Source organism: Micrococcus flavus, assembly GCF_014204815.1.
Classification (GTDB): Bacteria; Actinomycetota; Actinomycetes; order Actinomycetales; family Micrococcaceae; genus Micrococcus; species Micrococcus flavus.
Map to the genome: position 1 here is coordinate 2,095,086 of NZ_JACHMC010000001.1, position 26,688 is coordinate 2,121,773.

Sequence of the window (26,688 nt, forward strand, 5' to 3'; positions counted from 1 at the left end):
GTGTGAGCATCGGGAACTACTTCGCCGAGACCGTCAACTCCGGGGCTCTGCTCATTGCCGCACCGCTGGCGATGATCGCAGGGATCGTCTCGTTTCTGTCCCCGTGCATCCTGCCGCTGGTGCCCGGCTACCTCGGTTACGTCTCCGGGCTGGCCAACCCCACACATCCGGACAACCGCCGCCGGGTGCTGACCGGGGTCGGGCTGTTCATCCTGGGCTTCGCCGCGGTCTTCACCCTCTACGGGGCCGCCTTCGGCACGATCGGTCACTGGCTGGTGCGCTGGCAGGACCCGATGATCCGCGTCCTGGGCGTCCTGGTGATCGTTATGGGCCTGGCCATGGTTGGCAAGTTGCCCTTTTTCCAGCGCACGATCAAACCCACCCTGGCCCCCCGGACGGGCCTGGCCGGGGCCCCGGTGCTCGGGGTCGTCTTTGGGCTGGGCTGGACTCCCTGCATCGGCCCGACACTCAGCGCCGTGCTGGCATTGAGCACCACCACCGGCGATCCCTGGCGCGGGGCCCTGCTGGGCTTCCTCTACTGCCTGGGACTGGGCATCCCATTCCTGCTGGCCGCGGCGGGGATCAGCTGGGTCACCAACGCCCTGTCCTACGTCCGCCGCAACATCCGGGTATTCAACATCATCGGCGGATCCCTGCTGGTGGGGGTCGGGATTCTGATGGTCTCCGGGCTCTGGATGCTGTGGATGTACCAGCTGCAGAGCCTCGCCGGCACCTTCACCACCCCCGTCTAAAACCAGAAACCCCGCCCCACCGGACCGGTTACTGAGGAGTGACCGGGCCGATGGGACGGGGACGAGGGCCCTGAGTGGTCGGTGACGGGTGTGCTCAGAGGCCGAAGGCTCCGCCGCTGATCAGGATGAAGACGCCTAGGGCATGTCTGACAATCGTTTGGACCACGCGAGCACAGCGTTCAACACCACGGCGGCCCGGTAGACGATCGCGTACTTGTCGTACCGGGTCGCCAGGCCCCGCCATTGCTTCAGGTGCGCGTACTGGCGCTCGATCACGTTCCGGCCCTTGTAAGCCTGCGAGTCCAGGCCCACGGGACGGCCACCGGCCGAGCCGCGGCGCCTGCGGTGGCCCTGCTGATCCGCCGGCTCGGGGATCACGGCTTTGATCCGGCGGGCACGCAGGTGGGTGCGGATCGCCCGGGAGGAGTACGCCTTGTCGCCCAGCACCGCCTCGGGGCGGGTCCGGGGCCGCCCTACCGGCCGTGCCACGCGCAGCCGCCCCAGCAGCGGCAGCAGCATCGGGGAGTCCCCGGCTTGGCCGGGGGTGATCAGGCTGACCAGCGGCAGCCCGGTCCCATCGACGAGCTGATGGATCTTCGTGCTCAGCCCTCCCCGGGAGCGCCCGATGCCGTGATCGGCCGGCTCCTCATGCAGATTCCTGTAGTTCGATCCATCCCCCTGTGTGGCGGGTGATGTTCGTCGCGTGCTGGTGGGCGCGGGCGATCGTGGAGTCCACCGAGACCGACCAATCGATCAGGCCTTCGGCGTCCGCGGCAGTTGTCAGCCTCGCCAGCACCGCATCCCAGGTGCCCTCTTCGGCCATGCGCCGATGCCACGTCCATACGGTCTGCCAGGGCCCGTAGACCTCGGGCAGGTCCCTCCATGCAATCCCGCACCGATATCGGTAGATGATCGCCTCCACCATCGTGCGGGCGTCCGAGAACGGCCTGCCGGCCCTGCCGGTCCGGGTCGGGAGCATCGGGGCGATCAACTCCCATTGGGCATCGGAGAGCATCTGGAAGCGGGACATGCCTTCCAGGGTGTCAGCTGGCCCCCTGGATCCATTCTCAGACACGCCCTAGTGGTTACTCCAGGATCGACAGGTCCAGTTCCCGTATGTCGTGCGCGACGATCTTCGCCACGAGCTGGCCGAAGCGGTCTGCGGTGTAGCGCATGGTGCGGCGGCAGCGTGGGCATCGGAACTCCGTTCCAGCCCCGCGAGTGCCGGTGTTGCCGTTGGGCAACGTGACCGGCTCGCCTCTACGCCCACCGCGCGTGAACGATGGCGCGGCCCTGGTCGTGCGCCAGCCGTTGGGCGACCACTCCCGGATGGTCTGGTTCTTCCGGGCCTCGCGCGTCCCTCCCGACGGCAGCTGCCGAACCTGGAAGGCGGCGGGGTTCCCATCGCCGTCGATCAGGGCCAGTTCGGTGCGCTTATGCCGGCCCCGGTCTGTGCAGATCAGGCTGTACTCCGTCACCCATTCGTACCCGTATTCCTCCGACGGCGAGTCACCCGCGTTCATGCCCCCTGTGTTCAGGTCCCTGTTCACGTCCCAGTTGCTCCCATCTTGTCCGCGAGCGCGGCCAGGCGGCCCCGCTCGGCGTGCTGGTAGATCTCCACGCTCTTGCTGTCCGAGTGGCCCGCGTAGGCGCGCAGCTCGGCCGTGGTGGCCCCGGCCTGGCCCAATCGGGTCAGGGCGGTGTGTCGCAGCCCGTGGAACGTGAAGTCCTCCACGGGATGCCCGCCGGCGCGGACGCGCTCGCGGTTGAGCACGTCCAGGGCGGCGTTGAAGCGCTTGCGGATCGTGTTCGGGTTGTTGAGCCGGTTCCCGGGGCCGCGGCGGGGGAACAGCAGCGCGTCCGGGTCCGGGCCGGTGTGCTCTGCCAGGTGGGCCACGGTGGCCGCGTGAATAGCGCTCGGAACGGGGATCGCGCGGAATCGGGCGGCCGACTTGGGGGTGTCCTCGCGGACGCCGGAGCCGCGGGCCTGGACCTGGGATTCCACGCGCAGCCACAGGACGCCGTCGTCGTCGGCCTGGAAGTGACGGCGTCGCAGGGCCAGCACCTCCCCCAGCCGGAGCGCGGCCCAGCCGGAAAGCAGCACGATCAGCCGGTCCTCCGGGTAGCTCATGTGGCCCGCGAGCGCGGCCACGTCCTCAGCTGCCAGCACGTCGCGGTTCCGCGTGGGCAGGTTCGGGCGGCGCAGCTTGCGGGCGGCCAGCGGCGGGACGGGCGAAGTCAGCAGCCACGGGGTGAATCCGCGGGGCAGCTCGGCGGCGTCGCCGGTGGCGAACTTGAACAGGGCGAACACGTCCCGGTGAATGCGTGCGGCGGCGTCCGCGCCGCTGGCCCGCTCCAGGGCGTCCAGCCATTCGTTCAGCTCCAGCGCTGTCACGTCCGAGACGCGCCGGTCCCCGTACTCCGGGAGGAAGTGGGCCTCTAGGTGGCGCTGGTAGGTGTAGACGCTGCCGATCTTCAGCCCGCGCTCGCGGTGCCACTGCAACCATGCCTCGGCCAGCTCTCGCACGGTGCGGGCGTCCACGTCGGCCTGTGCCCGGCGGGCGGCCTGTTCGGCCTTCAGGCGCTCGCGGCGGATGGCCGGCGGGGTGAACGTGCCGCGGGCCTTCTCGGCGCGGGCGATGTCCAGGGCGGCCCGTGCGTCGCCGATGGTCCCGAACGTGCCGATGGTGTGGACGATGTTGTCCACGGTCAGCCGGGCTCGGTAGGTGCCGGAGGGAAGTCGGTCGATCCCGCGCGGTAGCCGCTTGCCGGCCATGTCGGCCCCCGTCCTGTCGTGACAGCTATGTGCCAGGAATAGTGTCATATCGTGGGGCCTCATGGGGACTTGTGAACGTAGGGCTACCGGCCAAAATTGGCCCAGACATGCGGAAGGCCCCGAACTCATGCGGAGTTCGGGGCCTTCTCGCGGAGGATGGGGGATTTGAACCCCCGAGGGCGTGAACCCAACACGCGTTCCAGGCGTGCGCCATAGGCCGCTAGGCGAATCCTCCTTGGCGTGCCCCTGCGCGGCGGACCGCTCAAGGGCAGGCTTCATCATAACCAGATCGCAGCACACGGTGCCACTCGGACCCCCACCGTCCCCGGACCCCGCTCCGACGTCGCGCCGCGGAGCGGCCACTGCTAGACTCTCGGATGGCCCCTCACGTGGTGTCATCTCGCCGAACTCCCCCAGGACCGGAAGGTAGCAAGGGTAGGTGGGCTCTGGCAGGTGCGTGGGGGGTCTTCGATTTCCCCGAGCCCGAGGGAGGCCCCATGCCCGCCGGCCGCTACGCCCCCTCCCCCACCGGGACCCTGCATCTGGGCAACCTGCGCACCGCGATCGTCGCGTGGCTCGCGGCCCGCGCCTCGGGCCGGGACTTCTGGCTTCGGATCGAGGATCTGGACCGGGTGCGCTCCGGCGCCGAGGCCGAGCAGCTCACGGATCTGCGGGCCGTGGGCCTGGAGTGGGACGCCGCACCCGTCCGCCAGTCCGAGCGATCAGCCCTGTACGAGGGCGCCGTCGCCGCCCTGCGCGCCGCCCACGGGCCGGATGCCGTGTACGAGTGCTTCTGCTCCCGGAAGGACATCGCGCAGGCCGGCTCCGCGCCGCAGGCCGGGGACGCCACGGACGACGACGCCCCGCCCGCCCCGCTGCGGCCTCCGGGCTTCTACCCCGGCACGTGTCGCGGCCTGACGGAGGCGGAGCGCGCCGAGCGACGCCGCGAGCGCCCCGCCGCGCTGCGCATCGACGCGGCCCGCGTGGCCGGCCTGCCGGAAGGCTCGGTCCCGGAGGCCTCCGCCCGCGACCTGCTGCACGGCGAGGTCACGGGACTCGTGGACGACCTCGTGCTGCGCCGCAACGACGGCGCGTGGGCGTACAACCTGGCGGTTGTCGTCGACGACGCGGCCCAGGGCGTGGACCAGGTGGTCCGCGGGGACGACCTGCTGGACTCCGCACCCCGCCAGCGGTGGCTGGCGGCACGGATCGCCCAGGCGCAGGGACGCCCCGACGCAGCGGTGGAGCACCTGCACGTGCCGCTCGTGCTCAACGCGCAGGGGCGTCGCCTGGCCAAGCGCGACGGCGCGGTCACCCTGGCCGACCTGGCCGCCGAGGACCCCGCCTGGACGCTGGAGGCCGTGCGGGACCGGCTGTTGGCGTCCCTGGGCCTGCCGGCCAGCCCCCTGGCGGACGCCGTGGCCGCGTTCGACCCGGCCGCGCTGCCCCGGGAGCCGTGGGTGTTCCCCGGGCGTCTCTGACGGCGGCCGTCGGCGCGTTTCAGAGGACCTGCGCGGCCTGCTCGAACTCGAGCCGGCCCTGGCGCGGCTGCTGGGCCTTCTCGTCGTCGGCCGGGGCGTGGCCCACGTTGATGACCACGAGCGAGCGCCAGGCGCGGTCGGCGTGGAACTCGGCGTCGACGCCGTCGTTGCTGAACCCGGCCATGGGGCCCACCTCGAGCCCGTGGGCGCGCAGGGCCATCAGCAGGTAGCCGATCTGGATGGCGGCGTTGAGCCGGCCCATGCCCTCGCGCATCCCCGCCTTGCCCTCGGCGTCCTGCTCGAAGCCCTCGCGGAAGGGGGCCAGGTGGCCCATGTGGCGGTGCCAGTCGAGGTCGTAGGAGGCGATCAGGGTCAGCGGCGCGCGCTCCGTCTTCTCCCTGTTGAACGCGATCATGTGCGGGAGCAGGCGCCGCTTCGCCTCGGGGGACGCGATGACGTCCAGGCGCAGGGGCTGGCTGTTCATGGCCGTCGGCGCCCAGCGCAGGTCCTCGTAGGCGCGGCGGACCAGCTCGGGGTCCACCGGCTCGTCGGTGAAGAGCTGGGTGGTGTGCCCGTCGGCGAACAGGTGGTCGATCGCCTCCCGGTCCAGTCGGCCGGCGTCGGCCTGCGGCTGCGTGGGATGAGCGGTGTCCTCGGCGTCGTGGTGCATCTCGGCGGTCATGGCGGGGGCAACGCCGGGGCTCGCCCCCCGGATTCCCGGCAGCCGCCGGACGGTGGGGAGCGCCGTTATCGTGTCCGGACCCACCGGATAGGCTGACGCGGGTGAGCACCGCCCTGTACCGCCGCTACCGCCCCGACCGGTTCGAGGACGTGATCGGACAGGACCATGTCACCGTGCCGCTCCGGACCGCGCTGTCCAAGGACCGCGTGAACCACGCCTACCTCTTCTCCGGCCCGCGCGGCTGTGGCAAGACCACGTCCGCCCGGATCCTGGCGCGCTGCCTGAACTGCGCGCAGGGCCCCACGCCCACGCCCTGCGGGGAGTGCGACTCGTGCCGGGACCTCGCCACGGGCGGCCCCGGCTCCTTGGACGTCCTGGAGATCGACGCCGCCAGCCACGGCGGCGTGGACGACGCGCGCGGGCTGCGCGAGCGGGCCACGTTCGCCCCGGTGCGGGACCGCTTCAAGATCCTCATCATCGACGAGGCCCACATGGTCACGGCGGCCGGCTTCAACGCGCTGCTGAAGATCGTGGAGGAGCCGCCGGAGCACCTCAAGTTCATCTTCGCTACCACGGAGCCGGACAAGGTGATCGGCACCATCCGCTCGCGCACCCACCACTACCCGTTCCGCCTGGTGCCCCCGGAGCCGCTGATCGCCCACCTGGAGCAGCTGTGCCAGGAGGAGGGCGTGCGGGTGGAGCCCGGGGTCCTGCCGCTCGTGGTGCGCGCGGGCACCGGCTCGGTGCGGGACACCCTGTCCGTGCTGGACCAGCTGATCGGCGGCGCCCAACAGGGGCAGGTCTCGTACGAGCTCGCCGTCAGCCTGCTCGGGTTCACCCCGGAGGCGCTGCTGGACGACGTGATCGACGCCGTCGCCGCGGACGACACCCCCACCGTGTTCCGCGTGGCGGACCGCGTGGTGCAGTCCGGCCAGGACCCGCGCCGGTTCGTGGAGGACCTGCTGGACCGGTTCCGCGACCTGGTGATCGCCCGCGCCCTGCCGGACGAGGCCGGCGCCATCCTGCACGGCATGCCCGAGGACCAGGTCCGCCGGCTCGCCGCGCAGGCCGCCCAGCTCTCCCGGTCCGAGCTCTCCCGCCTCGCGGACGTCACCAACCTGGCCCTGACGGACATGGTGGGCGCCACGAGCCCCCGGCTGCACCTCGAGCTGCTCATGGCGCGCCTCATGCTGCCCGCCACGGATGATTCGCACCGCGGCCTGGCCGCCCGCCTGGAGGCCCTCGAGCGTCGTGTCGGCGCCGGCGCCCCCCTCGCCGACGACGACGGCGGTGCCCCCTCCGGCGCGTCCGCCTCCCGGGGCGCGGCGGACGGGACGGAGGCGCTGAGCGGGGCCGCGCTCGCCCGCGCCGCCGCGCGGCGCGCGGAGACCACGGCTGCGGCGCCGGACCCGGCTCCGCAGCCGGCCCCGGAGCGGGGGGCGGAGCAGCCCGCCGGCCCGGGAGCCGGACGACAGGCCGACCGGGACCCCGCGCCCTCCCCTGAGGCACCGGCACGTCCTGAGGCCCCGGCACGCCCGGAGACTGCGGCTCGTCCCGAGACTCCGGCCCGCCCCGCGCCACCGACAGAGGACGCCCGGCCGGCCCCGACGCCGGGGGACACCCCGCGCCCGGCCGCCGAGCCGGCCGGGCCCGCAGCCGAGCCCGCACCCGCCCCTGCGCCGGCCCCCGCTGCCGCCGCACCGAGCCAGGTGGAGAAGGTGCGCCGCGCATGGCCGGACATCCTGGGCGCGGTCGAGGACTCCTCGCGCCTGGTGTGGATGCTGGTGAAGGACAACGCCTCGGTAGCCGGCTACGACGGCGACCTGCTCACCATCGCCTTCACCCAGGACGGCCCGCGCCGCTCCCTGCTCTCCCGTCAGGGCGACCAGGTGCTGGCCGAGGCCGTGCACCGGGTCCTCGGCATCCGGCCCGAGTTGGACCTCATCCTGGGCGGCGACGGCCCGCAGGACGGCGGCGGGCCCTCCCGACCGGACCGGCCCGCGCCCCCGCAGGGTCCGCGGCAGGGCCGAGGCCCCGCGCCGGAGCGCGCGGAGGGCCCGGCGTCGACCCGGCCGTCGGCCGAGCGGGCCGCCCCAGGGCCAGCGGCCCCCGGGCGCCGGACACCGGCCGAGTCCGCCCCGCGATCCGTTCCGGCCGAGCGTGCGCCCGCCCAGGACCTCCCGGTGGCCACGTCCTGGCCCTCGCCCGCCCCGCAGGCCGACCCCGCCCAGGGCCGGACGACCCCGTCTCGACCCGACCGCCCGGAGCAGCCGACGGACCTGTCGTCGCCGTCCGCGCCGGTCGGCGGGCACGCCCCCGCCGCGCCACGCCCCCCTGCCTCGGCGGACGCCCGGTCAGGCGCTCGCCCCGGGACGGCGGACACCACCCCGCCCGCAGCACCCGCCCCGCAGGGCTGGGGCAGCGCGGACGAGGCGCCCCCCGCCTGGGAGGACGCCCCGCCGCCCCCCGAGGACCCATGGGACGCCCTGCCCGAGTTCGACCCGGACGCGGACATGGAGGACTCCCCCGGACCCGAGGGCTGGACCCCGGACCAGGACGACGCGGAGGAGTCCGCCCCCGGAGCCCCCGCCGAGCCCGCCCATGACGTGCCGACCCCGCAGGACTGGGGCCCTCCCGCTGGGCGCACCCCCGCCGGCGACGCCGCCGGGCAGGGGGCCGCCGCGCCGTCGTCGCCCGAGCCGGACCGGCCCGCCGAGGTGACCCCCGCCCCCAGCGACGCCGACGTGCGCCGCGCCTACGACCCGGGGCCGCTCGTCCGCGAGGAGGAGCACACCATCCCGGTGTTCGCCAAGCCCGAGGCCGAGCTGCGCGCCGAGTTCGCCGCACGTTTCGGCGGCACGCGGCCGGCCGGCTTCGACGCCGGTCGCGCTGCGGCGCAGCCCGCCGGGGACGAGACCGCCGGCGACGACGACGCCGACCCCGACCGACCGAGGGCGGCCGTCCGGGCCGCGCTCGCCGGGGAGCCCGACCGGTACGGGCAGGACGCGGCGGAGAACGAGGCCGAACGGACGGCCGACGTCCGCGAGGACCCGCAGGCCGCGGCCTCCGGGACGGAGGAACCCGTCGCCGAGTCCCCAGCCCGCCCCACCGCGGACGACACGCCGGACCCCGGCGTGCCTGCGGAGCACCACGAGGACGCGTCCCCCACCCCGGGCTCGGACGCTGCCGCCTCGACCCGTGCCGAAGGCCGCGGCGCAGGCCACCCGGACAGCTGGTTCGGCGCGCTCATGGAGCGGCTCGAGGCCGGGGGCCCGCTCGACCCGCCGGTCAACGCGGGTCGGCCCGGACCGGGCGCTGCGGCAGGCTCGGGCGGGCGGCCCAGCGCCTCGGCGCTCGACGGACCGGATGCGCCCGACCACGCACCGCCCGCGGACACCGCCAGCGTCGACCCCCGGGCCGCCGCCATCCGTGCCGCCCGCGAGGCGGCACGCGGCAGCGGGGCGAGGCCGGACGACGACGCGCCCGCCGGCCCCGTTGCGGCGTCCGCCCCGTCCGTAGACTGGTCGGACGAGGTGGCCAGTGAGGACGACGTCTCCCTCGAGGAGTCCGGCCTGGTCGGCCGGCCGGTGGTGGAGCGTCTGCTGGGCGCCCGCCTGCTCGAGGAGCGGCCCCACGAGGGCGGCTTCTGACCCGCCGCAGCACCCGCAGGAGGACGGGCACCCGCGTGCCCCCAGGAGAGGACGGTGAGACGTGTACGACGGTGCCGTCCAGGAGCTGATCGACGAGCTCGGCCGACTTCCGGGCATCGGCCCGAAGTCCGCCCAGCGCATCGCCTTCCACATCATGGATGCGGACGCCGCGGACATGCTCCGCCTGGCCGAGGCGATCCGCACCGTCAAGGACAAGGTGCGCCTGTGCACCGTGTGCTTCAACGTGTCGGAGGAGGAGGTCTGCCGGCTCTGCCGGGACGAGCGCCGGGACCGCAGCCAGATCTGCGTGGTCGAGGAGTCCCAGGACGTCATGGCCATGGAGCGCACCCGCGCCTTCTCCGGCCGGTACCACGTGCTCGGCGGCTCCATCAATCCGATCGCCGGGATCGGCCCCGAGCAGCTGCACGTGCGTGAGCTGCTCACCCGCCTCCAGGACGAGACCGTCCAGGAGGTCATCCTCGCCACGGACCCGAACCTCGAGGGCGAGGCCACCGCCACCTACCTGGGCCGCCTCCTCGGCGCCACCGGCATCCGCGTCACCCGGCTCGCCTCCGGCCTGCCGGTGGGCGGCGACCTCGAGTACGCGGACGAGGTCACCCTCGGCCGCGCCTTCGAGGGCCGTCGCCCGATCGCCGGCTGACCCGCCCCCGCTCAGGCCACCCGCGTGCCGGCGGCGAGCCGTCCGGCCGGGGTGTCCAGCCGGCGGTGTCCCCACCACAGCAGACCCGCGGTCAGCGCGCCCTGCATGGCCAGTCCCAGCGGCCACATCGGCCACGTGCCCTCGCGGGCCGGCGTCGCCATCTGGTCGATCCCGCGCAGCTCGCCGTCGAGGCACTCCACCGACGCCCGCGGGTCCCGCTGCGCCTGCCGGTACGCCGCGGACAGCCCGTTCAAGGGCCCCACGTCCGGGGCGAGGCCGCCCGACGACCCGGCCGGACGCGCGATCCACGGGGAGGCGTCCGCCACCACCACGAAGGGGTTCGGCGCCACGAGCCAGGCCACCCGGCGCCCGTCGAGGACCTCCTGGTCCGTCACCGGACCCACGCAGCGGTCCGCGATGGAGTCGAACGCCTCGGGGAACCGGCGCTGCTGCTCGGCGTAGTACGCGTCCCACTCCTGTTCGGTCATGCCGGCCGCCTCCTCCTCGGAGAGGGTCTCCTCCGGCGAAGCGTGCTCGGGCTGGCTCGCGCGCACCGTCAGCGAGGTGAACTGCATCGAGAGCACCAGCGCCACCACGGAGCCGATGGTCAGCGCCGCCACGAGCAGGTACGTCACGACGACGGCGAACAGGGTGCGCCCGGCGATCGCGGAGACGGCCACGCCGATCCCGGTCACCACCGCGAACTCCACGAGGATCATCAGGATCCCGACCAGGACGTACAGGGGATTCACGCGACCCACCACGGCCGCGACCACGAGCCAGGGCAGGGCCGCGGCCACGAACGCGGCCGAGGCGATCCACGCCGCCAGCCACTTGCCGGCCATGAGCTGCCACGTGGACAGGAGCGTCACCTGGGTGATCGCGAGCGTGCCGCCCGCCCGGTCACCCGAGATGGCGTTGGCCGCCAGCGCCGGCGCCACGAGCAGGGCGAGGGTGAGGGTGAACATGAGGACGCCGTCGAACATCCACTGTCCGGCCGTGCGCAGCGCAGCCTCCTGGTCGGCGGCGCTCATGCCGGTCATCTCCCCGGCGCTGAGGGCGCGCAGCCCCAGGGCCCCGAGGGTGACGGCGCCGACCAGCAGGAAGAACAGGCCCAGCAGCACGTACCAGCCGCGCGAGCGCAGCCGCTGGCGCAGCTCCATGCCCACCACGGTGCGCAGGGCGGCGCCGCCGGACAGGCCCGCGGCGCCCGGGCCGGGTCCCTGCGGCGCGGCGCCGGGGGTGGGGCGGGTGTCCAGGGCGGTGCTCATGCGCGGTCTCCTTCGATGCGCTGGGGGTGGGCGCCGCCGTCGAGGGCGAGGTCCAGGTAGGCGTTCTCGAGGCGTGAGCCCTCGGGGGCGAGGCGGCTGACGGGCACCCCGGCGGCCACCAGGTCCGCCAGCAGGGCCGCCGCGGCGTCCTCACCGCGCAGGTGCACCACGACGCCGGGCCGGTGCCGCTCGGGGCCCTCGGCCAGGAGCACGCCGCGCGCCTCGAGGGCGCGGACGAGCTCGGGCAGGCGCGACGGGTCGGGCCCGGCGATCCGGTACGGGCGCTCGGCGGCGGTGTCGTCCGCGCCGGAGAGGTCCTTCACGGCCACCGTGGCGCCCTCGCTCACGAACACCGCGCGGTCCGCCATCTCCTCGAGCTCGGAGAGCACGTGCGAGGAGATGAGGACGGCGGTGCCCTGCGCGGCCATCGCCCGGACGTCGTCGCGCAGGCGCAGCCGGGAGGTGGGGTCCAGTCCGTTGGCGGGCTCGTCCAGCATCAGCACCGCGGGCCGGTGCACCGTGGCCCGGGCCAGGGACAGGCGCTGCTGCTGGCCGCGGGAGAGCACGCGCGCGGGCCGGTCGGCGAACTCCTCGAGCCCCACCCAGGCCAGCTGCTCCCGGGCCCGGGCGTCGGCGTCGGCGGCGCCCATCCCGTACAGCCGTCCCAGGCTGGCGAGGATGTCCCGGCAGGTCAGGGCCTCCCACACGCCGAGGGTGTCCGGCATCCAGCCCAGCCGGGCGCGGGCGGCCGTCGGGTCGGTCATGGCGTCCACGCCCGCCACGCACACGGACCCCCGGTCGGGACGCAGCAGCGTCGCGAGGATCAGCATCAGCGTGGTCTTGCCGGAGCCGTTGGGGCCCACGAGGGCGGTCACGGACCCGGCGGGGGCGGTGAGGGACACGTCCCGCACGGCGTGCACGGCGCCGAAGGACCGCGCCAGGCCGTGGGCGGTGATGCCGCCGGGGGCGGGGAGGGCTGTGGTGGTCATGCCCCCATCCTGGGCTCCGCCCGCCGTCCGGGGATCCGACCACGGGATGATCCCCGCCGACCCCGGCCTCGTCCACCAGGCGGACGTCGGGGGTCACCCGCCGGATGCCCCTGGCATGCGCCCCTAGACTGACCCCAGCCGCGTCCCGGCGCCGGTCCCTCCCGGGCCGTCCGGCCCCGGCCCGTCCGCCTCCCCGTCCGGAAGGATCCCGTCCCGTGAGCCTGATCGTCCAGAAGTTCGGCGGCTCCTCCGTGGCCGACGCCGAGGGCATCCAGCGCGTGGCCCGCCGCGTCGTCGCCACGCAGCGCGCCGGCCACGAGGTCTGCGTGGTGGTGTCCGCCATGGGCGACACCACGGACGAGCTGCTCGACCTCGCCGCCGAGCTCACCGACGACGCCCCCGCCCGTGAGATGGACATCCTGCTCTCCGCGGGCGAGCGCATCTCCATGTCCCTGCTGGCCATGGCCATCCACGCGCAGGGCGTGGACGCCCGCTCCTTCACCGGCTCGCAGGCCGGCATGATGACGGACGCCTCCTACGGCCGCGCGCGGATCGTGAAGGTCAGCCCGGAGCGCGTGCGGCAGGCCCTCGACGCCGGCTCGGTGGCCATCGTCGCCGGCTTCCAGGGGATGAGCCCCGAGTCGAAGGACATCACGACCATGGGCCGCGGCGGCTCGGACACCACCGCGGTGGCGCTGGCGGCCGCGCTCGGCGCGGACGTGTGCGAGATCTACACGGACGTGGACGGCGTGTACTCGGCGGACCCGCGCGTCGTGCCCTCGGCCCGCAAGCTCGAGCGCCTCTCCTCGGAGGAGACCCTCGAGCTGGCCGCCTCCGGCGCCAAGGTCCTGCACCTGCGCTCCGTGGAGTACGCCCGCCGGTTCGGCGTGCCGATCCACGTGCGCTCCTCCTTCTCCGACCACGAGGGCACCTGGATCATGCCCGACCCGAACGACACCATCACCCTCGAGGAAGGCGCTCCCATGGAACAGCCCATCGTCTCCGGCGTGGCCCACGACCGCTCCGAGGCCAAGGTCACGATCGTCGGCGTCCCGGACGTGCCCGGCAAGGCCGCCGAGATCTTCCGCGTGATCGCCGAGTCCAACGTGAACATCGACATGATCGTGCAGAACGTGTCCCGCCAGGGCTCGGGGCGCACGGACATCTCCTTCACCCTGCCGCTCGTGGAGGGCAAGGAGGCCATGGCGGCGCTGCGCGCGGCGCAGGAGCAGATCGGCTTCGAGGAGATCGTCCCGGACCGGGAGATCGGCAAGCTCTCCCTCATCGGCGCGGGCATGCGCTCGAACCCCGGCATCTCGGCCACCTTCTTCAAGGCCCTCTCCGACGCCGGCGTGAACGTGGACCTGATCTCCACCTCGGAGATCCGCATCTCCGTGGTCACCTCCGAGGACAAGCTCGACGACGCCGTCCGCGCCGTGCACACCGCCTTCGGCCTGGACACCGAGGTCGAGGCCACCGTGTACGGGGGCACCGGCCGCTGACCCTCCGCCCACGACGCACGACGCCCGCCCCGGTCGGACCGGGGCGGGCGTCGTCGTCTCCCCGAGTCGCGACCCCGGACACGACGCCGCCCCCGCACCTTCACGAGGAAGGTGCGGGGGCGGCGTCGTCAGGGGCCGAGCCCGTCAGGGGTGTCCGATCAGGGGACCGTCACCTCGACGTCGGTGGCGACGCCCTCGGCCCACTGGACCTGGCCGCGCCAGGTGCCGGAGGTCAGGCCGTCCCAGGACACGGTGGCCTCGGTCTCCTCACCCACGGTCACGGGGACCGGGTTCGGGGAGACGGTGAGGTTGCCGGCGTCCGTGGTCAGCTGCACGGTCTCCAGGGACGCGGTGTCCGCGCCGGCCGGGTTCGCGTAGAGCTGGGTCAGCACCAGGTAGGTGCCGGCCTCCGGGTTCTGGATGGTGACGGCCTCATCCGAGGCCGCCGTGGCGGACGCCAGTTGCTGGCCGGAGGGGGTCTGCACCAGCATGTCCCAGTCGGCGGTGTCCACGCCGGAGTCGACTGCGAAGGTCACGGTCTCCACACCCTCGCCCACGGTCACCTGGGAGACCTTGGACGCGCCGGGCTCGAGGGTGACCGCCTGGGCGTCCACCTTGTTCAGGCCCAGGACGGTGGGGGTGAGCTCCCCGCTGAAGCCGGGCTCGATGGTGACCTGCTCGGAGCCCGAGGCCCCGGTGCCCTGCACGGCGGTCTCGGCGAGGGCCGGGACCGACTTGAGGGTGATCGGCGAGGTCACCGTGGGGACGGCCTTGCCCTTGGCGGTGGACCAGGAGAAGGAGCCGTGGTCCCACTCGTTCAGCGCCGCGTCGGTGCGGGTGATCGTGAGGGTGACCTCGGCCGACTGACCGGCCTTCAGGTCCAGGACGGACGGGGAGGCGGTGACGTCGTAGCCCGGCATGTCCTCGGAGAACTGCCAGCGGCCGTTCTCCAGGGCGGTGACGGTGCGCGTCACCGTGGTGGTGCCCAGCACGTCCGGGATGGCCACGGACGCCAGGTTGACGTCACGGCCGCGCAGCTCGCCCATGATCAGGGCGTCCCACTGCTCGGCGCCCGACTCGTAGACCAGGCCCGGACGGGCGGCGGCCTTCGGGTCGGCCGAGCCGGCACCGGTGGCGAAGTTGTCCTCGTTGACGGAGCCGTCCGCGTTGTAGACGTCACCGGCCGAGGTCATGAGGGCCGACTTCACAGCCATCGGGGACCAGTCGGGGTACTTGCCGATGAGCAGGGACGCCATGCCCGCCAGGTTCGGCGAGGCCATGGAGGTGCCGGACATGAGGCCGAAGGTGTTGCCGTCGTAGGACGGGTCCAGCGGGGAGACGCCGGCGATCACGTTGACGCCCGGGGCGGCCACGTCCGGCTTGAGGAACTCCTGGTTCACGGCGTTGGACGGGCCGCGCGAGGAGAACCCGGCGATCTGCGGCAGCGGCTCCTCCGGCAGGCCGGTGGTGTCCTGCGGGACGATCGTGGCCGTGTAGTCGCCGTTCTTGACCTTCTCGATCAGGGAGGCGTCGTTGGTGTGCACGGTGGGCACGGAGTGGATGTCCGCGTCCATGGAGCTCGGGGTCACGTTCACGAGGATCATGCCGATGCCGCCGGCCTCGGCCACGGCCTTGGACTTGTCCACGCGGGCGATCGCGCCGCGCTCGCAGAGCACGATCTTGCCGGCGGTCTTCGCCGGGTCCAGCGAGCCGGGCACGCAGAGGCGGGCGTCCTCGGCGCTGGCGCCCGCGGCCGCCACCTCGCTGGAGTGCACGACCTCGGCCGGGCCGACGCCGGTGCGGGCCGAGGATGCACCGCGCACCTTGGTGCCGTCGGAGAGCTCCACGGTGCCGGTCAGCTCGTTGGAGAACGTCTCGGCGGCCACGGTGGTGACCCACGGGGAGGAGTGGTTCACGGTGTTCGGCGTGGGGCCGGAGTTGCCGCCCGAGGCGGAGACGAAGATGCCGGCCTCGGCGGCGGAGCGGAAGGCCATGGCCACCGGATCCACCACGGAGGTGTTGTTGCCGGAGATCGAGTAGTTGATCACGTCCACGTTGTTCTCGATGGCCTGCTCCACGGCGGCCACGGACGCGGAGGTGTAGCAGCCGCCCGTGGACGGGTCGGTGTCCTCCCAGCAGATCTTGTAGGAGATCAGCTTCGCGGCGGGGGCCACGCCCGCCCCGGTGCCGAAGGAGTCCCCGTTGATGGTCTGCTCGACGTCCGTGTTGCCGACGATGGTGGTGGCCACGTGCGTGCCGTGGGAGAAGACGCCCAGCGGAGAGATGCGCTCGTTCGGGTCGCGCTGGTCCACCGGGACGTACTTCTCGAAGTCCTCGGAGAACGCGTAGGCGCCCAGCAGCTTGGAGTCACAGGAGGAGGCCGGGAAGTCCGGGCCGGTCTCGCACTCGGCGACGGCGGTGGTGCCGTCCGCCTTGAGCATCGCGATCTGGCCGTCCGCCGTGCGGTACGGCTCGCCGACCTTCGGCTTGCCCTTCAGCGGGCCCACCGGCTCCCCGTCGATGTAGGGGTTGTCCGGGTTGATGCCGGAGTCGATGACACCGACCACGACGCCCTTGCCGGCGTTGACCGGCTTGCCGTAGGTGGTGTTCCAGGTGCCCTTCTTGCCGGGCAGGCCGAGGAACTCGGTGGAGGTGTAGTCCGGGGCCACCTGCTCGTCCGGGGTGACGGCGAGGACCGAGGGGTCCTTCGCCAGGGTGGCGGCCTGGTCGGCGGACAGCTCGGCCACGAACGCGTTGACGGCGCGCTGGAACTGGAGCTTCGGCTCCACACCGGCCTTGGCGGCCAGCTTGGCCTGCTGGCGCTCGAGCTTGGCCTCGTAGGCCTTCACGCGCGGGTGCGAGGGGTCGAACTTGGCCTTGGGGGCGGCGCCCGGCGTGGTCTGGCCGCCCTCGGCGACGACGGACGGGGCCTGCTTCAGGACGACGAAGTAGCGGCCGGCCTCGAAGACGTCGGTCTGGCGGAGCTGCCCCTGCGGGCTCTGCGCGGTGGTGCCGTTGCCGAGGTCGAGGGCGCCGGCGGGGACGGCGAGCGCGGGGGCGGCCACGAGTCCGAGGCCGGCCACGGCGGCGGCCAGGCGACGGAAGCGCGGTGCGGGGGTGGTGGAACGGGGCATGGGCCTCCGCCTTTCTCATCACGGGGTGCGAGTGCAACTGTCCACCGCGGCACGTCATCCCGGGTCAGGAATGCATGATGTGAGGTGGACCACAGTCAGTGGGAGAAATCTACCTGGTGATCGACGAGTGCGCCAAAAGGATGTCCGGAGTCCGGACAGGGGGCTCACGGGAGGCGCGCACGGCCGGCGTCCGGATCTCCCCGTCCGGGAGAATGGTCCCGTCATGTCCTCCGCCAGCCCTTCCCCCGCCCTCCCGAGCACCCGCCCCCGGACCGTCCTCGCGCCCGAGGACTGGCGGGCCCGCGCCCGGGCCCACCGCGAGCGCATCGCCCGCCGCACGGACCCGCTCGTGGCGCTGCGCATGCGCGGCGAGAAGCACCCCGTGCAGGACTTCCTGTTCGGCTACTACACGCACTCCCCCGCCGCGCTGCAGCGGTGGCATTCGGGAGCCGGCGTCGTCCTCGCCGACGACGACGGCACCGCGGCCGCCGCCGAGGCCGCCGAGCTGGGCACGGCCCCCCGCGGCGAGTGGAAGCATTGGCGACGCGTCGAGGCGGGCGAGGTGCCCGGCGTCGTGCTGGAGGGGCGCGAGGTGGGCGGCTGGACCGTGGACGTGCCGGTGTTCCTGGCGGACCGCGCGTCGGGGGCGGCGTTCACCCGGGAGCTGCTGGCGCGCACGGCGCAGCGGGCGGCCCGGCTGGGGTGCTTCGGGCTGCACGAGTGGGCCATGGCGTACCGCTCGGACGTGCACGGGGTGCGGCACTCCCAGCTGCCGCTGCGGCTCGGCGCGGCGGGGACGGACGCCGTGGTGGAGGGCTCGCGGATCCGGTGCACGCACTTCGACGCGTTCCGGTTCTTCGCCCCGGAGGCGCGGGGGCTGAACGAGGGCGAGGACGGCGTCCTGCCCACCCGGGAGGGGATGCGGGACATGGAGCAGCCCGGCTGCCTGCACGCCGGCATGGACCTCTACAAGTGGGCGTACAAGCTGGTGCCGCTCGTGGACTCGGACCTGCTCGCGGACTGCTTCGACCTCGCCTGGGACATCCGGCGCCTGGACATGGAGGCCTCCCCCTACGACCTCACCGGCGTGGACGACCTCTCCGACGGACGCGGCGGGTATGAGGCCGTGCGGATCGAGGAGCCGGCCGGGCGCGCCGAGTACGCCCGGAGGCAGCGGGAGTTCGCCGAGCGGGGCCAGGCGCTGCGGATAAGGCTGCTGGCGGTGCTGGAGGGGGCCGGGTGAGGATGCCGCTCGAGCAGGGGCCAGGACGCTGGACCTCCCGTTCTGTTCAGGACCGCGTCCCGAGGGCGAGGTTCTGAGCACAGCGGGAGGTCTTGTGTAGTGCGGCTGCTGCGGGCCCGCCCGTCACCCGTCCACGATGCAGAACTCGCCGCCCTCCGGGCCGGGGCGGGAGGACCACCGGAGTGCCGACGCCGGGAGGCGGACTCTCAGCGGATCGCCGCGTCGGCGTGGGCTTGGGTCAGGGGTGTGACGAGCAGGACGATGGCCGGGAGGACGGCGGCGGCCAGCAGGGCCACCACGGCCCACGACCAGGCGGCCGCCCTCTCCGGACGTCCGGTGCGGTGGACGGCGACGGACGCGACGAGCGCGGCGGCGGTGCAGACCGCCGGACAGGCCCCGAGGGCGAGCTCCCCGAGCGTCACCGCCTGCAGGTCCCGTTCGAGGAGCCCCAGGACCAGCGCGATGCCCGGCGGGACCACGAGGAGCAGCGGGATGAGGGCGACCACCCAGGCACGGAGCACACGGTCTCGGGCGGACCCGGTCCGCTCGGCCGGCGTGTGCGGGGCCGGCGACGGCCGGCAGGGGAACGCGAGGGGCAGGGTGTCAGTCACGGGAGCACTCCTTCGCTGCGGGCCGGCGGCTGCTGTGCCCGGGATGATCTGAGCATAGGCCCCACCGGTACCCTGGCGCCATGATCCTGCACATCACCCTGCCGGAGGACTGGGCCGAGGCCCGCCGCACGGGCCGCTACACGGCGTCCACGCGGGACGCGACGTTCCCCGAGGTCGGCTTCCTGCACGCCTCCGAGGACGCCCGCCAGGCCGCCGTCGTGGCGGCGGCGGTGTACGCGGACCGGCCGGACGCCTTCCTCGTCGCGCTCGACGAGGAGGCCCTCACCGGCTCCGGCTTCGCGGTGCGCCGCGAGCCCGGCGACCCTGCCGACCCCGCCTCCGAGCTCTTCCCGCACGTCCACCCGGGCACGGTGGCCTGGGACCACGTCCCCGTGCAGATGATGCGGCCCGTCGCCGCGCCGGACGCCGAAGCTCGTGTGCTGCGCGAGGACACCGCGGAGGCGGCCGCCCTGCAGGACGCGGGGTGGACGGAGCGCTCGCGGTCGTGGGGCGCGCGCCTGCATCTGGCCGACGACGCCGACCTCACCCCATACCGCGACCTCGTCGCCGCGGTGGAGGCGCATGGGGTCGAGGTGCGGGTGCTGGGATCGGCGGACCTGCCCGCCCTCCGCGCGCTCGACGTCGAGGCCGCCCCGCGCTTCCCGCGCACCGACGGCTCGTTCCACACGCCCCTGCCCGAGGATCTCCAGGCGCGTCTGGAAGAGGAGGACGGGGTCGCCGTCGGGGCGTTCGCCGACGGGGAGCTGATCGGCTTCACCCTGGTGTTCCGCACGCACGGAGCGGAGGGGGAGGGCCGCTGGGACGTGGACCGGACGGCGGTGGCGCAGCTGCGCGGCAGCCGGGGCGTGGGGAAGGCCGTGAAGGCGGCCTCGGTGCTGGCCACCCATGCCCGGGGCGGACGGGTCTGGGGCACGGGCGGCGCCGAAGTCAACACGGCCGCCCTGCGCATGAACGAGGCCCTCGGCTTCGAGCTCGAGCCGCTGTGGCTGGCCCTCGTGCCGCCGACCCCGGCCCACGCTCGGGAGACGTCCACGGACACCACCCGGGGCGAAGAGGAAGTCAAGGGTGCTTGACGTCCAGCGTGCTTGACTGTCAAGCTTGCTTCACATCGCCGGGCACGGAGCCCGGCACCGCACAAAGGAGCAGGCCATGACCTCCCCCCACCACACCGATGACCTCGCCGCTCGCGCCGCCGAGGCGCCCCGCACCACCACCGACCCCCGACGGGACACGCGCCCCCGCTGGGGCAGGTCCGCTCGGCTCGGCGGCGGCACGGGACGGCTGCTCCTCGTGAGCCTGGTGCTGGGCCTGCTCATCGCCCTGCTGATCGGCGCCGCCGCCTACGGCCTGGCCGCCCTGCGCGAGCAGCCGGACGCTCGCTACCCCTGGATCATGGGCCTCATCATGGCGGCCACGTCCCTGCCGATCGGCACCGGCGTCGCCTGGTCCTTGCTCGTGGATCGCACGACCGTCCGCGGCGCGATCCGGGACACCGAGGAGACCGTCGAGGGCCGCTGGCTGGAGAAGGCGCAGTCCGGGGCGTTTGGTGACCTGCTCGTGGTGATCGGGCTGGGCACGTTCGTGATCGGCATGACCGGGTGGCAGCCGTCCCCGTCCCTGACGGGTGCCACCCTGATCGTCGTCGCCGCAGCCTCCGCCGCGGTCCGCTACCTCCTGCTGAAGCGGCGGGGCTGAGCCGTGGAGAACTCGATCCCCGCCGAGCGCGCCCGCCTGGGCTGGTCCCAGCAGCGCCTCGCGGACGAGCTCGGCGTCTCCCGCCAGACCGTGATCTCCCTCGAGAAGGGCCGCTACGACCCCTCGCTCCCCCTGGCCTTCCGGCTGGCCGCCGTGTTCGGCCGGCGCATCGAGGACCTGTTCACCCCGGACGCGGACTGACCCGCCCGTAGACTGGCCCGACCCCGACCGGCCCCCACCCCAGGAGCACCATGACCGGCCTTCCCCCCGAGCTGCGCGACGCCGACCTCACCCCGGACGACTCCCCGCGCCGCACCCGGCCGGTGGTCACGATCGTCGCCCTGCTGTGCATCGTGGGACTGATCCTGAGCGTGGCCGCCGGGTTCCTCTCCGCATTCTGACCCGCACCGCCCCCGACGACGCGCGCCCGCCTCAGCCGGCGACGTCCCCGTCCACGTAGCGCCAGACGCCGCCTTCGCGCCGGAACCGGCTGTGCTCGGTCATGCGCACCCGACCGCCGGAGGCGTCCTGGCCGAGCGCGGTGAAGGTCACCGTCCCGACCGTGTCGAACGGGCCGCCGCCGGTCGTGTCCGTGACCGCGAGGCGGGTGAACACGGTGGGCGTCTCCTCCGGCCCCGGGGTCAGGTCCGCCGCGGCGGGACGCGTCTCGGGTGCCCAGGTGGCCCGCAGGTAGGCGACCATCGCGGCCACGGTGCGGGCGCCGTCGTCGGTGGCGGGGTCCACCTCGCCGAGGCGGGCGAAGGCCGTGTACCGCGAGCGCATGAGGTCCTCGGCCGTGGGCGCGGCGAGGGTGCCGTTCGCGGCGAAGGCGGCGTGCCAGCGACCGCAGCAGTCGGGGTAGGCCAGGCCGCGCCCGCACGGGCAGGGCTCGGCGGCGGGCTGCGCGCGGGTCACCGGATCAGGCGCGATCGGTGCCGGCGGCGCCACGGCGTCCGGCGCGGGCGCGCATGCGGCGGACCGCGGAGAGCGCGACGCCGCCGAGCGCCAGCACCATGGCCGGGCCGAGCGGGCTGACGGGGCGCACGCGGCCGGAGTCGGGGGCGACGGCGTCGCGGCGGGCGGAGGTCAGGCGGGCGGGACGACGGGTGGCGGCGCGGTCGTCGCGGCGGCGGGGGATGCGGGCCAGGATCATGCGTCCAGGCTAGTCGCCGGCCCGGCCTTGCGAGCCGACCTCCTGCTGTGCGCAGGACCGCGTGCTAAGGACACGGTCCTGCGCAGAACGGGAGGTTTGACAACCGGAGGGGCAGCGGGGGACGGGGGTCGCCCGGCTCCCGCCCTCCCCGCCCCGCATCCGACCCCTCCTGCACAGGCATCCGCAGGGCCCGGACCCTCCCCAGACAGCCGCCCCTCCCCGCGTCGCCTCCCGTCTGCGAAGCGATCCTGCAGTCATGGACGCCGCACCCCTGCTCGAGGACCCATCGATCCGCACCGGCCGCGGACCGCTCCTGCGGGTGACGGCCCGCACGGACGCGGCCGCTCGCCGACGGGTGGCCCGCGCCTGGGACGCCGGGGCCCTGCTGCGTCTCATGCGCGGCGTCTACTGCCCCGTGCCCGACTGGCTCGCGGCCGCTCCCTGGGACCGCTTCACCCTCACGGCGGCGGCAGTGGCGCTCACCCGCCCGGACGCGGTGTTCACCGGCACGACCGCCGCCCATCTCCATGGGCTGCCCCTGATCGAGACGCCACGGACGCTGCACCTGCGCGCGACGACGCCCCACCACCACGGGAGGTCTGCCCTCGTCCGACAGGCCCTCGCCCCCGGCGCCGTCCGCACCCCTCCTCCGCCGACCGTCTCCCCCACCTGGAACCCGGTGTCCGCGCCCGGCCACTCGCCCGAGGAGATCCTGCTGCGGACGTCAGGCGGCGCCCTCCTCGGCATGGCCAGTGCGGAACCGCTGCCCACCGTGCACCTGCAGCTGTCGGCCGGCCTGCCCCCGCGGGAGATCATGGCCCCGCTGGACCGCCTCGTCCGCGACCGGCCCCGGAAGTGTGCGGAATGGGCGGCCGCCCACGCTGAGGTCCCCGCTTCCCGAGCGGCCCGCGCACGGTTCGCATGGGCCTGCGCGTTCGCCGACGGTGCGTCCGAGTCGCCCGGGGAGTCGTTGAGCCGCGTGCTCATCCACGAGCTGGGGTTCGCGCCTCCCGTGCTGCAACACCGCGTCCACGCCGAGGGCACCATGCGAGAGGACCGGCTCGACTTCTGGTGGCCGCAGGTGCGCGTGGGCGGCGAGTTCGACGGGATCACCAAGTACGACGTCGGCCTGCACGCCTCAGAGGCGGACCGGCGCCGGGCCATCCGAGAGGAGAAGGAACGCGAGATCCGGCTGCGCCGAGTGCTGTCCGGCCTGGCCCGCTGGACGTGGGAGGACCTCCGTTCCCCTGCCCGGCTGGAGGCCGAGCTGGTGCGCCAGGGCGTGCCCCGGCGTCGTGGGTGAGCGGGCGCCGCGGCGCAGGACCTCCCGTTGTGCACATGCCCTCGTCGTGAGGACGCGGTCCTGCGCACAACAGGAGGTCGCAGCGAGCGGAGCGGGGCGGGGCGGGGCGGGGCGGGGCCGCACGGCGCCTCGGTAGACTGGCGGGGCAAGCTCGCGGAGCGTCCGGCGACCCCGGCGTGAGACGGCACCACCGCTCTCCTCTGCCCGTCCCGGAGCACCACCCGCACGGCCCCCTCAGACACCAGGAGCGTTGGATGCCCATCATCGTCGTCGACGTCATGCCCAAGCCCGAGATCCTCGACCCGCAGGGCAAGGCGATCAACGGCGCCCTGCCGCGGCTCGGGTTCACCGAGTTCAGCCAGGTCCGCCAGGGCAAGCGCTTCGAGCTCTCCGTGGAGGGCGAGGTCACGGAGCAGATCCTGGACCAGGCCCGCAAGGCGGCCGAGGAGATGCTCTCCAACCCGGTCATCGAGGACGTCGTGAACGTCGCCGTGATCGACGAGTCCGAGACCAACGACGAGGCCCACGCCTGATGACCACGGATCTCCCCCTGATCGGCGACTACTCGACGCCGCAGACCCCGCTCAGCGGTGCCCGGATCGGCGTCGTCACGTTCCCCGGCACCCTCGACGACGTCGACGCCCTCCGCGCCGTGCGCCTCACCGGCGCCGAGGCCGTGTCCCTGTGGCACGCCGACGACGACGCCGCGGCCACGCTCGCCGGCCTCGACGCCGTCGTGATCCCGGGCGGCTTCTCCTACGGCGACTACCTGCGGGCCGGCGCGATCTCCCGGTTCGCGCCCATGATGACCGCGATCGCCGAGGCCGCCGGCGGCCCCGAGGGCTCCGCGGACGGCCTGCCGGTGCTGGGCATCTGCAACGGCTTCCAGATCCTCACCGAGTCCCACCTGCTGCCGGGCTCGATGATCAAGAACGACCACCTGCACTTCATCTGCCGGGACCAGCAGCTGCGCGTGGAGAACACGGACACCGCCTGGACCCGCGACTTCGAGCAGGGCCAGACCATCACCGTCCCGCTGAAGAACCAGGACGGCCAGTACGTGGCGGACGAGGCCACCCTGGACCGTCTCGAGGGCGAGGGCCGCGTGGTGTTCCGCTACGTGGGCTGGAACCCGAACGGCTCGCGCCGGGACATCGCCGGCATCGCCAACCCCGCGGGCAACGTGGTCGGCCTGATGCCGCACCCGGAGCACGCGATCGAGGTCGGCTTCGGCCCGGACACCGAGCACGGCGTCCGCACGGGCACCGACGGCCTGTCCTTCTTCACCTCCGTCCTGACCACCCTCGCGAGCCGGGGAGGCGCCGCATGAGCCAGCAGTTCACCATCGAGACGGTCGACCAGGCCGCCGCGCACCCGGACCTCGAGCAGCCCTGGGCCGAGCTCGGCCTCAAGGAGGACGAGTACGCCCGGATCCGCGAGATCCTGGGCCGCCGCCCCACCGCGGCCGAGCTGGCCATGTACTCCGTCATGTGGTCCGAGCACTGCTCGTACAAGTCCTCCAAGGTGCACCTGCGCCAGTTCGGGGACAAGCTCACGGACGAGATGAAGCGGCACATGATGGTCGGCATCGGCGAGAACGCCGGCGTGACCGACCTCGGCGACGGCTGGGCCGTGACCTTCAAGGTCGAGTCCCACAACCACCCGTCCTTCGTGGAGCCCTACCAGGGCGCGGCCACCGGCATCGGCGGCATCGTGCGCGACATCATCTCGATGGGCGCCCGCCCCGTGGCCGTGATGGACCCGCTGCGCTTCGGCGCGATCGACCACCCGGACACCGCGCGCGTGGTGCACGGCGTCGTCGCGGGCATCGGCGGCTACGGCAACTCGCTGGGCCTGCCGAACATCGGCGGCGAGGTCGCCTTCGACTCCTCCTACCAGGGCAACCCGCTGGTCAACGCCCTGGCGGTGGGCGTGCTCAAGCACGGGGACCTGCGCCTGGCGAACGCGTCCGGCGTCGGGAACAAGGTGGTCCTGTTCGGCGCCCGCACGGGCGGCGACGGCATCGGCGGCGCCTCGGTGCTCGCCTCGGAGTCCTTCGACGACGGCGGCAAGCCCGCCAAGCGTCCGTCCGTGCAGGTCGGCGACCCGTTCGCGGAGAAGGTGCTGATCGAGTGCTGCCTCGAGCTGTTCCGGGACTCCCTCGTGGAGGGCATCCAGGACCTCGGCGCGGCCGGCATCTCCTGCGCCACCTCCGAGCTCGCCTCCAACGGCGAGGGCGGGATGCGCGTGGAGCTGACCCACGTGCTGCTGCGCGACCCCACCCTGACCCCGGGCGAGATCCTCATGTCCGAGTCGCAGGAGCGCATGATGGCCGTGGTCACCCCCGAGAACGTGGCCGCGTTCGAGGCCGTCATGGCCACGTGGGACGTGGAGTACTCCTGGCTCGGCGAGGTCACCGGCGACGGCCGCCTGGTCATCACGTGGGACGGCGAGACCATCGTGGACGTCGACCCCCGCACCGTGGCCCACGACGGCCCCGTGTACGAGCGCCCGTACCACCGCCCCTCCTTCCAGGACGCCCTCCAGGCGGACACCTTCCGCTCCTCCGCGGCCGGGCAGGACCTGCCGACCACGGACGAGGAGCTGCGCGCCGCCGTCCTCGAGCTGATGGCCTCGCCGAACCTGGCGGACGTCTCCTGGATCACCCGCCAGTACGACCGCTACGTGCGCGGCAACACCGCCCTCTCCGCCCCGGACGACGCCGGCGTGGTCCGCGTGGACGAGGAGACCGGCATGGGCGTGGCCGTGGCCACGGACTGCAACGACCGCTACGCCTACCTGGACCCGTACGCGGGCGCGCAGCTCTCCCTCGCGGAGGCCTACCGCAACGTGACCACGGTGGGCGCCGTGCCGCTGGCGGTCACCGACTGCCTCAACTTCGGCTCCCCCGAGGACCCGGAGGTCATGTGGCAGTTCGCCGAGGCCGTGCGCGGGCTCGCGGATGCCTGCCAGGTGCTGGGCGTGCCCGTCACCGGCGGCAACGTGTCCCTGTACAACCAGACCGGCGGCGTCGCCATCCACCCCACCCCCACCGTGGGCGTGCTGGGCCGGTTCGACGACGTCCTGCGCCGCACCCCCTCGGGCTTCGGCCGGGACGCGGACGGCCAGGCCGTGTACCTGCTCGGTGAGACCCGCGACGAGCTGGACGGCTCCGAGTACGCGAACCTGCGCGGCCACCTCGGCGGCGTGCCCCCGCGCGTGGACCTGGAGCGGGAGCGCCTGCTGGGCGAGCTGCTGGTCAACATGTCCCGCGACGGGATGGTCGACGCCGCGCACGACGTCTCCAAGGGCGGCCTCGCCGCCACCCTGGCGGACATGGTCCTGCGCTTCGGCGTGGGCGCCCGGATCGTGCTCGACGAGCTGATGCGCCGCGACGGCGTGGACGCCTTCACCGCCCTGTTCTCCGAGACCCAGGGCCGCGCCGTGGTCTCCGTGCCGCGCACCGAGGAGGTCCGCTTCACGGACATGACCACGGCCCGCGGGTACACCGTCGCGCGCCTGGGCGTGGTGGACGCGGAGTCCGAGGCGCTCGAGGTGCAGGGGCAGTTCACCCTGCCGATCGCCGAGCTGCGCGAGGCCTGGGAGGCCACGTTGCCGAAGCACTTCGGCTGAGCCGGGATCCGGGCCGGATCGGACCGGCGCCGGACGCACCGCGGGCGGGAGAGGGGTCCCCTCTCCCGCCCGCGGCGTCTCACCCCTGGCCGGACCCCTGACCCGCGGAGATAAGGTCACAGAGCAGGGAG

At 73.8% G+C, this 26,688-nt stretch carries 24 protein-coding genes, 1 tRNA gene and 1 other RNA gene; 15 read left to right on the forward strand and 11 right to left on the reverse strand.

Going from position 1 to position 26,688, the window contains the following annotated elements; genetic code table 11:
- The first annotated feature begins 2 nt into the window (after window positions 1-2).
- Complete coding sequence (locus BJ976_RS09690; RefSeq protein WP_135030997.1) at window positions 3-752, forward strand: cytochrome c biogenesis CcdA family protein; 750 nt, start codon at window positions 3-5, stop codon at window positions 750-752.
- Between the two features lie 135 nt (window positions 753-887).
- On the opposite strand, the gene BJ976_RS09695 is transcribed toward BJ976_RS09690, so the two are convergent.
- From BJ976_RS09695 to BJ976_RS09710, 4 genes are all read right to left on the reverse strand, one after another.
- Window positions 888-1,782 (reverse strand): IS5 family transposase gene (locus BJ976_RS09695; protein ID WP_184231855.1). Its coding sequence is split into 2 segments (ribosomal slippage): window positions 888-1,424 and window positions 1,426-1,782, totalling 894 coding nucleotides; the frame shifts between segments, so codons are not numbered across the junction.
- Window positions 1,783-1,837: 55 nt separating this feature from the next.
- On the reverse strand, window positions 1,838-2,275 hold the full coding sequence (locus tag BJ976_RS09700; protein WP_184231856.1) for a hypothetical protein: 438 nt from the start codon (window positions 2,273-2,275) through the stop codon (window positions 1,838-1,840).
- A 23-nt stretch (window positions 2,276-2,298) separates the two neighbouring features.
- Window positions 2,299-3,528, reverse strand: coding sequence for a tyrosine-type recombinase/integrase (locus BJ976_RS09705; RefSeq protein ID WP_167736965.1), 1,230 nt, complete (start codon window positions 3,526-3,528; stop codon window positions 2,299-2,301).
- A gap of 150 nt (window positions 3,529-3,678) precedes the next feature.
- Window positions 3,679-3,763 (reverse strand) — tRNA-Ser (locus BJ976_RS09710).
- 141 nt (window positions 3,764-3,904) lie between these two features.
- On the opposite strand from BJ976_RS09710, the gene ffs reads away from it, so the two are divergent.
- Together ffs and gluQRS are read left to right on the forward strand one after the other, a co-directional pair.
- Window positions 3,905-4,001, forward strand: an RNA gene (gene ffs / locus BJ976_RS09715) — signal recognition particle sRNA small type.
- Window positions 4,002-4,025: 24 nt separating this feature from the next.
- Window positions 4,026-5,009, forward strand: a complete 984-nt coding sequence (gene gluQRS, locus BJ976_RS09720; RefSeq protein ID WP_135030739.1) for a tRNA glutamyl-Q(34) synthetase GluQRS — start codon at window positions 4,026-4,028, stop codon at window positions 5,007-5,009.
- Window positions 5,010-5,028: 19 nt separating this feature from the next.
- Here the strand turns inward: gluQRS and BJ976_RS09725 are convergent, their stop codons facing one another.
- Window positions 5,029-5,691, reverse strand: a complete 663-nt coding sequence (locus BJ976_RS09725; protein WP_135030738.1) for a malonic semialdehyde reductase — start codon at window positions 5,689-5,691, stop codon at window positions 5,029-5,031.
- A 101-nt stretch (window positions 5,692-5,792) separates the two neighbouring features.
- Between BJ976_RS09725 and BJ976_RS09730 the strand changes: the two genes are divergently transcribed.
- Together BJ976_RS09730 and recR are read left to right on the forward strand one after the other, a co-directional pair.
- Window positions 5,793-9,341, forward strand: coding sequence for a DNA polymerase III subunit gamma and tau (locus BJ976_RS09730; RefSeq protein WP_135030737.1), 3,549 nt, complete (start codon window positions 5,793-5,795; stop codon window positions 9,339-9,341).
- Window positions 9,342-9,402: 61 nt separating this feature from the next.
- On the forward strand, window positions 9,403-10,002 hold the full coding sequence (gene recR, locus BJ976_RS09735) for a recombination mediator RecR (RefSeq protein ID WP_135030736.1): 600 nt from the start codon (window positions 9,403-9,405) through the stop codon (window positions 10,000-10,002).
- Between the two features lie 11 nt (window positions 10,003-10,013).
- Here the strand turns inward: recR and BJ976_RS09740 are convergent, their stop codons facing one another.
- Both BJ976_RS09740 and BJ976_RS09745 read right to left on the reverse strand, forming a co-directional pair.
- Window positions 10,014-11,273, reverse strand: coding sequence for an ABC transporter permease (locus tag BJ976_RS09740; protein WP_135030735.1), 1,260 nt, complete (start codon window positions 11,271-11,273; stop codon window positions 10,014-10,016).
- A complete protein-coding gene (locus tag BJ976_RS09745) occupies window positions 11,270-12,262 on the reverse strand; it encodes an ABC transporter ATP-binding protein (protein ID WP_135030734.1) in 993 nt (330 codons plus the stop codon). The genes BJ976_RS09740 and BJ976_RS09745 overlap by 4 nt, the downstream gene beginning before the upstream one ends.
- Window positions 12,263-12,477: 215 nt before the next feature.
- Between BJ976_RS09745 and BJ976_RS09750 the strand changes: the two genes are divergently transcribed.
- A complete protein-coding gene (locus BJ976_RS09750) occupies window positions 12,478-13,764 on the forward strand; it encodes an aspartate kinase (protein ID WP_135030733.1) in 1,287 nt (428 codons plus the stop codon).
- Between the two features lie 158 nt (window positions 13,765-13,922).
- Here the strand turns inward: BJ976_RS09750 and BJ976_RS09755 are convergent, their stop codons facing one another.
- Window positions 13,923-16,898: a S8 family serine peptidase gene (locus BJ976_RS09755; protein WP_135030732.1), complete on the reverse strand. Its 2,976-nt coding sequence runs from the start codon at window positions 16,896-16,898 to the stop codon at window positions 13,923-13,925.
- A gap of 223 nt (window positions 16,899-17,121) precedes the next feature.
- On the opposite strand from BJ976_RS09755, the gene BJ976_RS09760 reads away from it, so the two are divergent.
- Window positions 17,122-18,141 carry a 3-methyladenine DNA glycosylase gene (locus BJ976_RS09760; RefSeq protein WP_135030731.1) on the forward strand — a complete coding sequence of 340 codons (1,020 nt, stop codon included), beginning with the start codon at window positions 17,122-17,124 and terminating at the stop codon, window positions 18,139-18,141.
- Between the two features lie 206 nt (window positions 18,142-18,347).
- On the opposite strand, the gene BJ976_RS09765 is transcribed toward BJ976_RS09760, so the two are convergent.
- On the reverse strand, window positions 18,348-18,752 hold the full coding sequence (locus BJ976_RS09765; RefSeq protein ID WP_135030730.1) for a hypothetical protein: 405 nt from the start codon (window positions 18,750-18,752) through the stop codon (window positions 18,348-18,350).
- Window positions 18,753-18,832: 80 nt separating this feature from the next.
- Between BJ976_RS09765 and BJ976_RS09770 the strand changes: the two genes are divergently transcribed.
- The 4 genes from BJ976_RS09770 to BJ976_RS09785 all read left to right on the forward strand — a co-directional run bounded on the left by BJ976_RS09770 (window position 18,833) and on the right by BJ976_RS09785 (window position 20,869).
- The gene (locus BJ976_RS09770; RefSeq protein ID WP_135030729.1) at window positions 18,833-19,846 is read left to right on the forward strand and encodes a GNAT family N-acetyltransferase; all 1,014 of its coding nucleotides are present in this window, start codon (window positions 18,833-18,835) and stop codon (window positions 19,844-19,846) included.
- Between the two features lie 76 nt (window positions 19,847-19,922).
- A complete protein-coding gene (locus BJ976_RS09775) occupies window positions 19,923-20,468 on the forward strand; it encodes a hypothetical protein (RefSeq protein ID WP_229667506.1) in 546 nt (181 codons plus the stop codon).
- A 3-nt stretch (window positions 20,469-20,471) separates the two neighbouring features.
- Window positions 20,472-20,669 carry a helix-turn-helix transcriptional regulator gene (locus tag BJ976_RS09780; protein WP_135030728.1) on the forward strand — a complete coding sequence of 66 codons (198 nt, stop codon included), beginning with the start codon at window positions 20,472-20,474 and terminating at the stop codon, window positions 20,667-20,669.
- Window positions 20,670-20,719: 50 nt separating this feature from the next.
- A complete protein-coding gene (locus BJ976_RS09785; protein WP_167736963.1) occupies window positions 20,720-20,869 on the forward strand; it encodes a hypothetical protein in 150 nt (49 codons plus the stop codon).
- 31 nt (window positions 20,870-20,900) lie between these two features.
- Here the strand turns inward: BJ976_RS09785 and BJ976_RS09790 are convergent, their stop codons facing one another.
- Together BJ976_RS09790 and BJ976_RS09795 are read right to left on the reverse strand one after the other, a co-directional pair.
- The gene (locus BJ976_RS09790) at window positions 20,901-21,383 is read right to left on the reverse strand and encodes a YchJ family protein (protein WP_135030727.1); all 483 of its coding nucleotides are present in this window, start codon (window positions 21,381-21,383) and stop codon (window positions 20,901-20,903) included.
- 4 nt (window positions 21,384-21,387) lie between these two features.
- Window positions 21,388-21,621: a hypothetical protein gene (locus BJ976_RS09795; protein WP_135030726.1), complete on the reverse strand. Its 234-nt coding sequence runs from the start codon at window positions 21,619-21,621 to the stop codon at window positions 21,388-21,390.
- A gap of 256 nt (window positions 21,622-21,877) precedes the next feature.
- Between BJ976_RS09795 and BJ976_RS09800 the strand changes: the two genes are divergently transcribed.
- The 4 genes from BJ976_RS09800 (at window position 21,878) to purL (ending at window position 26,557) form a co-directional block, all read left to right on the forward strand.
- On the forward strand, window positions 21,878-22,924 hold the full coding sequence (locus BJ976_RS09800) for a hypothetical protein (protein ID WP_135030725.1): 1,047 nt from the start codon (window positions 21,878-21,880) through the stop codon (window positions 22,922-22,924).
- 254 nt (window positions 22,925-23,178) lie between these two features.
- Window positions 23,179-23,457 carry a phosphoribosylformylglycinamidine synthase subunit PurS gene (purS, locus tag BJ976_RS09805; protein WP_135030724.1) on the forward strand — a complete coding sequence of 93 codons (279 nt, stop codon included), beginning with the start codon at window positions 23,179-23,181 and terminating at the stop codon, window positions 23,455-23,457.
- A complete protein-coding gene (gene purQ / locus BJ976_RS09810) occupies window positions 23,457-24,254 on the forward strand; it encodes a phosphoribosylformylglycinamidine synthase subunit PurQ (RefSeq protein WP_135030723.1) in 798 nt (265 codons plus the stop codon). Before purS ends, purQ begins: the two co-directional genes overlap by 1 nt.
- Window positions 24,251-26,557 carry a phosphoribosylformylglycinamidine synthase subunit PurL gene (gene purL, locus BJ976_RS09815; RefSeq protein WP_135030722.1) on the forward strand — a complete coding sequence of 769 codons (2,307 nt, stop codon included), beginning with the start codon at window positions 24,251-24,253 and terminating at the stop codon, window positions 26,555-26,557. The genes purQ and purL overlap by 4 nt, the downstream gene beginning before the upstream one ends.
- The last annotated feature ends 131 nt before the right edge of the window (window positions 26,558-26,688 follow it).

Excerpts from the sequence above, each read along its gene's own strand:
- BJ976_RS09700 (WP_184231856.1), bottom strand. The coding sequence starts at position 2,275 with ATGAACGCGGGTGACTCGCCGTCGGAGGAATACGGGTACGAATGGGTG.
- BJ976_RS09755 (WP_135030732.1), bottom strand. The coding sequence starts at position 16,898 with ATGCCCCGTTCCACCACCCCCGCACCGCGCTTCCGTCGCCTGGCCGCC.
- purL (WP_135030722.1), top strand. The coding sequence starts at position 24,251 with ATGAGCCAGCAGTTCACCATCGAGACGGTCGACCAGGCCGCCGCGCAC.
- purS (WP_135030724.1), top strand. The coding sequence starts at position 23,179 with ATGCCCATCATCGTCGTCGACGTCATGCCCAAGCCCGAGATCCTCGAC.
- purQ (WP_135030723.1), top strand. The coding sequence starts at position 23,457 with ATGACCACGGATCTCCCCCTGATCGGCGACTACTCGACGCCGCAGACC.
- BJ976_RS09705 (WP_167736965.1), bottom strand. The coding sequence starts at position 3,528 with ATGGCCGGCAAGCGGCTACCGCGCGGGATCGACCGACTTCCCTCCGGC.
- BJ976_RS09800 (WP_135030725.1), top strand. The coding sequence starts at position 21,878 with ATGGACGCCGCACCCCTGCTCGAGGACCCATCGATCCGCACCGGCCGC.
- BJ976_RS09740 (WP_135030735.1), bottom strand. The coding sequence starts at position 11,273 with ATGAGCACCGCCCTGGACACCCGCCCCACCCCCGGCGCCGCGCCGCAG.
- BJ976_RS09760 (WP_135030731.1), top strand. The coding sequence starts at position 17,122 with ATGTCCTCCGCCAGCCCTTCCCCCGCCCTCCCGAGCACCCGCCCCCGG.
- BJ976_RS09745 (WP_135030734.1), bottom strand. The coding sequence starts at position 12,262 with ATGACCACCACAGCCCTCCCCGCCCCCGGCGGCATCACCGCCCACGGC.
- BJ976_RS09795 (WP_135030726.1), bottom strand. The coding sequence starts at position 21,621 with ATGATCCTGGCCCGCATCCCCCGCCGCCGCGACGACCGCGCCGCCACC.
- BJ976_RS09725 (WP_135030738.1), bottom strand. The coding sequence starts at position 5,691 with ATGACCGCCGAGATGCACCACGACGCCGAGGACACCGCTCATCCCACG.
- BJ976_RS09770 (WP_135030729.1), top strand. The coding sequence starts at position 18,833 with ATGATCCTGCACATCACCCTGCCGGAGGACTGGGCCGAGGCCCGCCGC.
- BJ976_RS09775 (WP_229667506.1), top strand. The coding sequence starts at position 19,923 with ATGACCTCCCCCCACCACACCGATGACCTCGCCGCTCGCGCCGCCGAG.
- BJ976_RS09785 (WP_167736963.1), top strand. The coding sequence starts at position 20,720 with ATGACCGGCCTTCCCCCCGAGCTGCGCGACGCCGACCTCACCCCGGAC.
- gluQRS (WP_135030739.1), top strand. The coding sequence starts at position 4,026 with ATGCCCGCCGGCCGCTACGCCCCCTCCCCCACCGGGACCCTGCATCTG.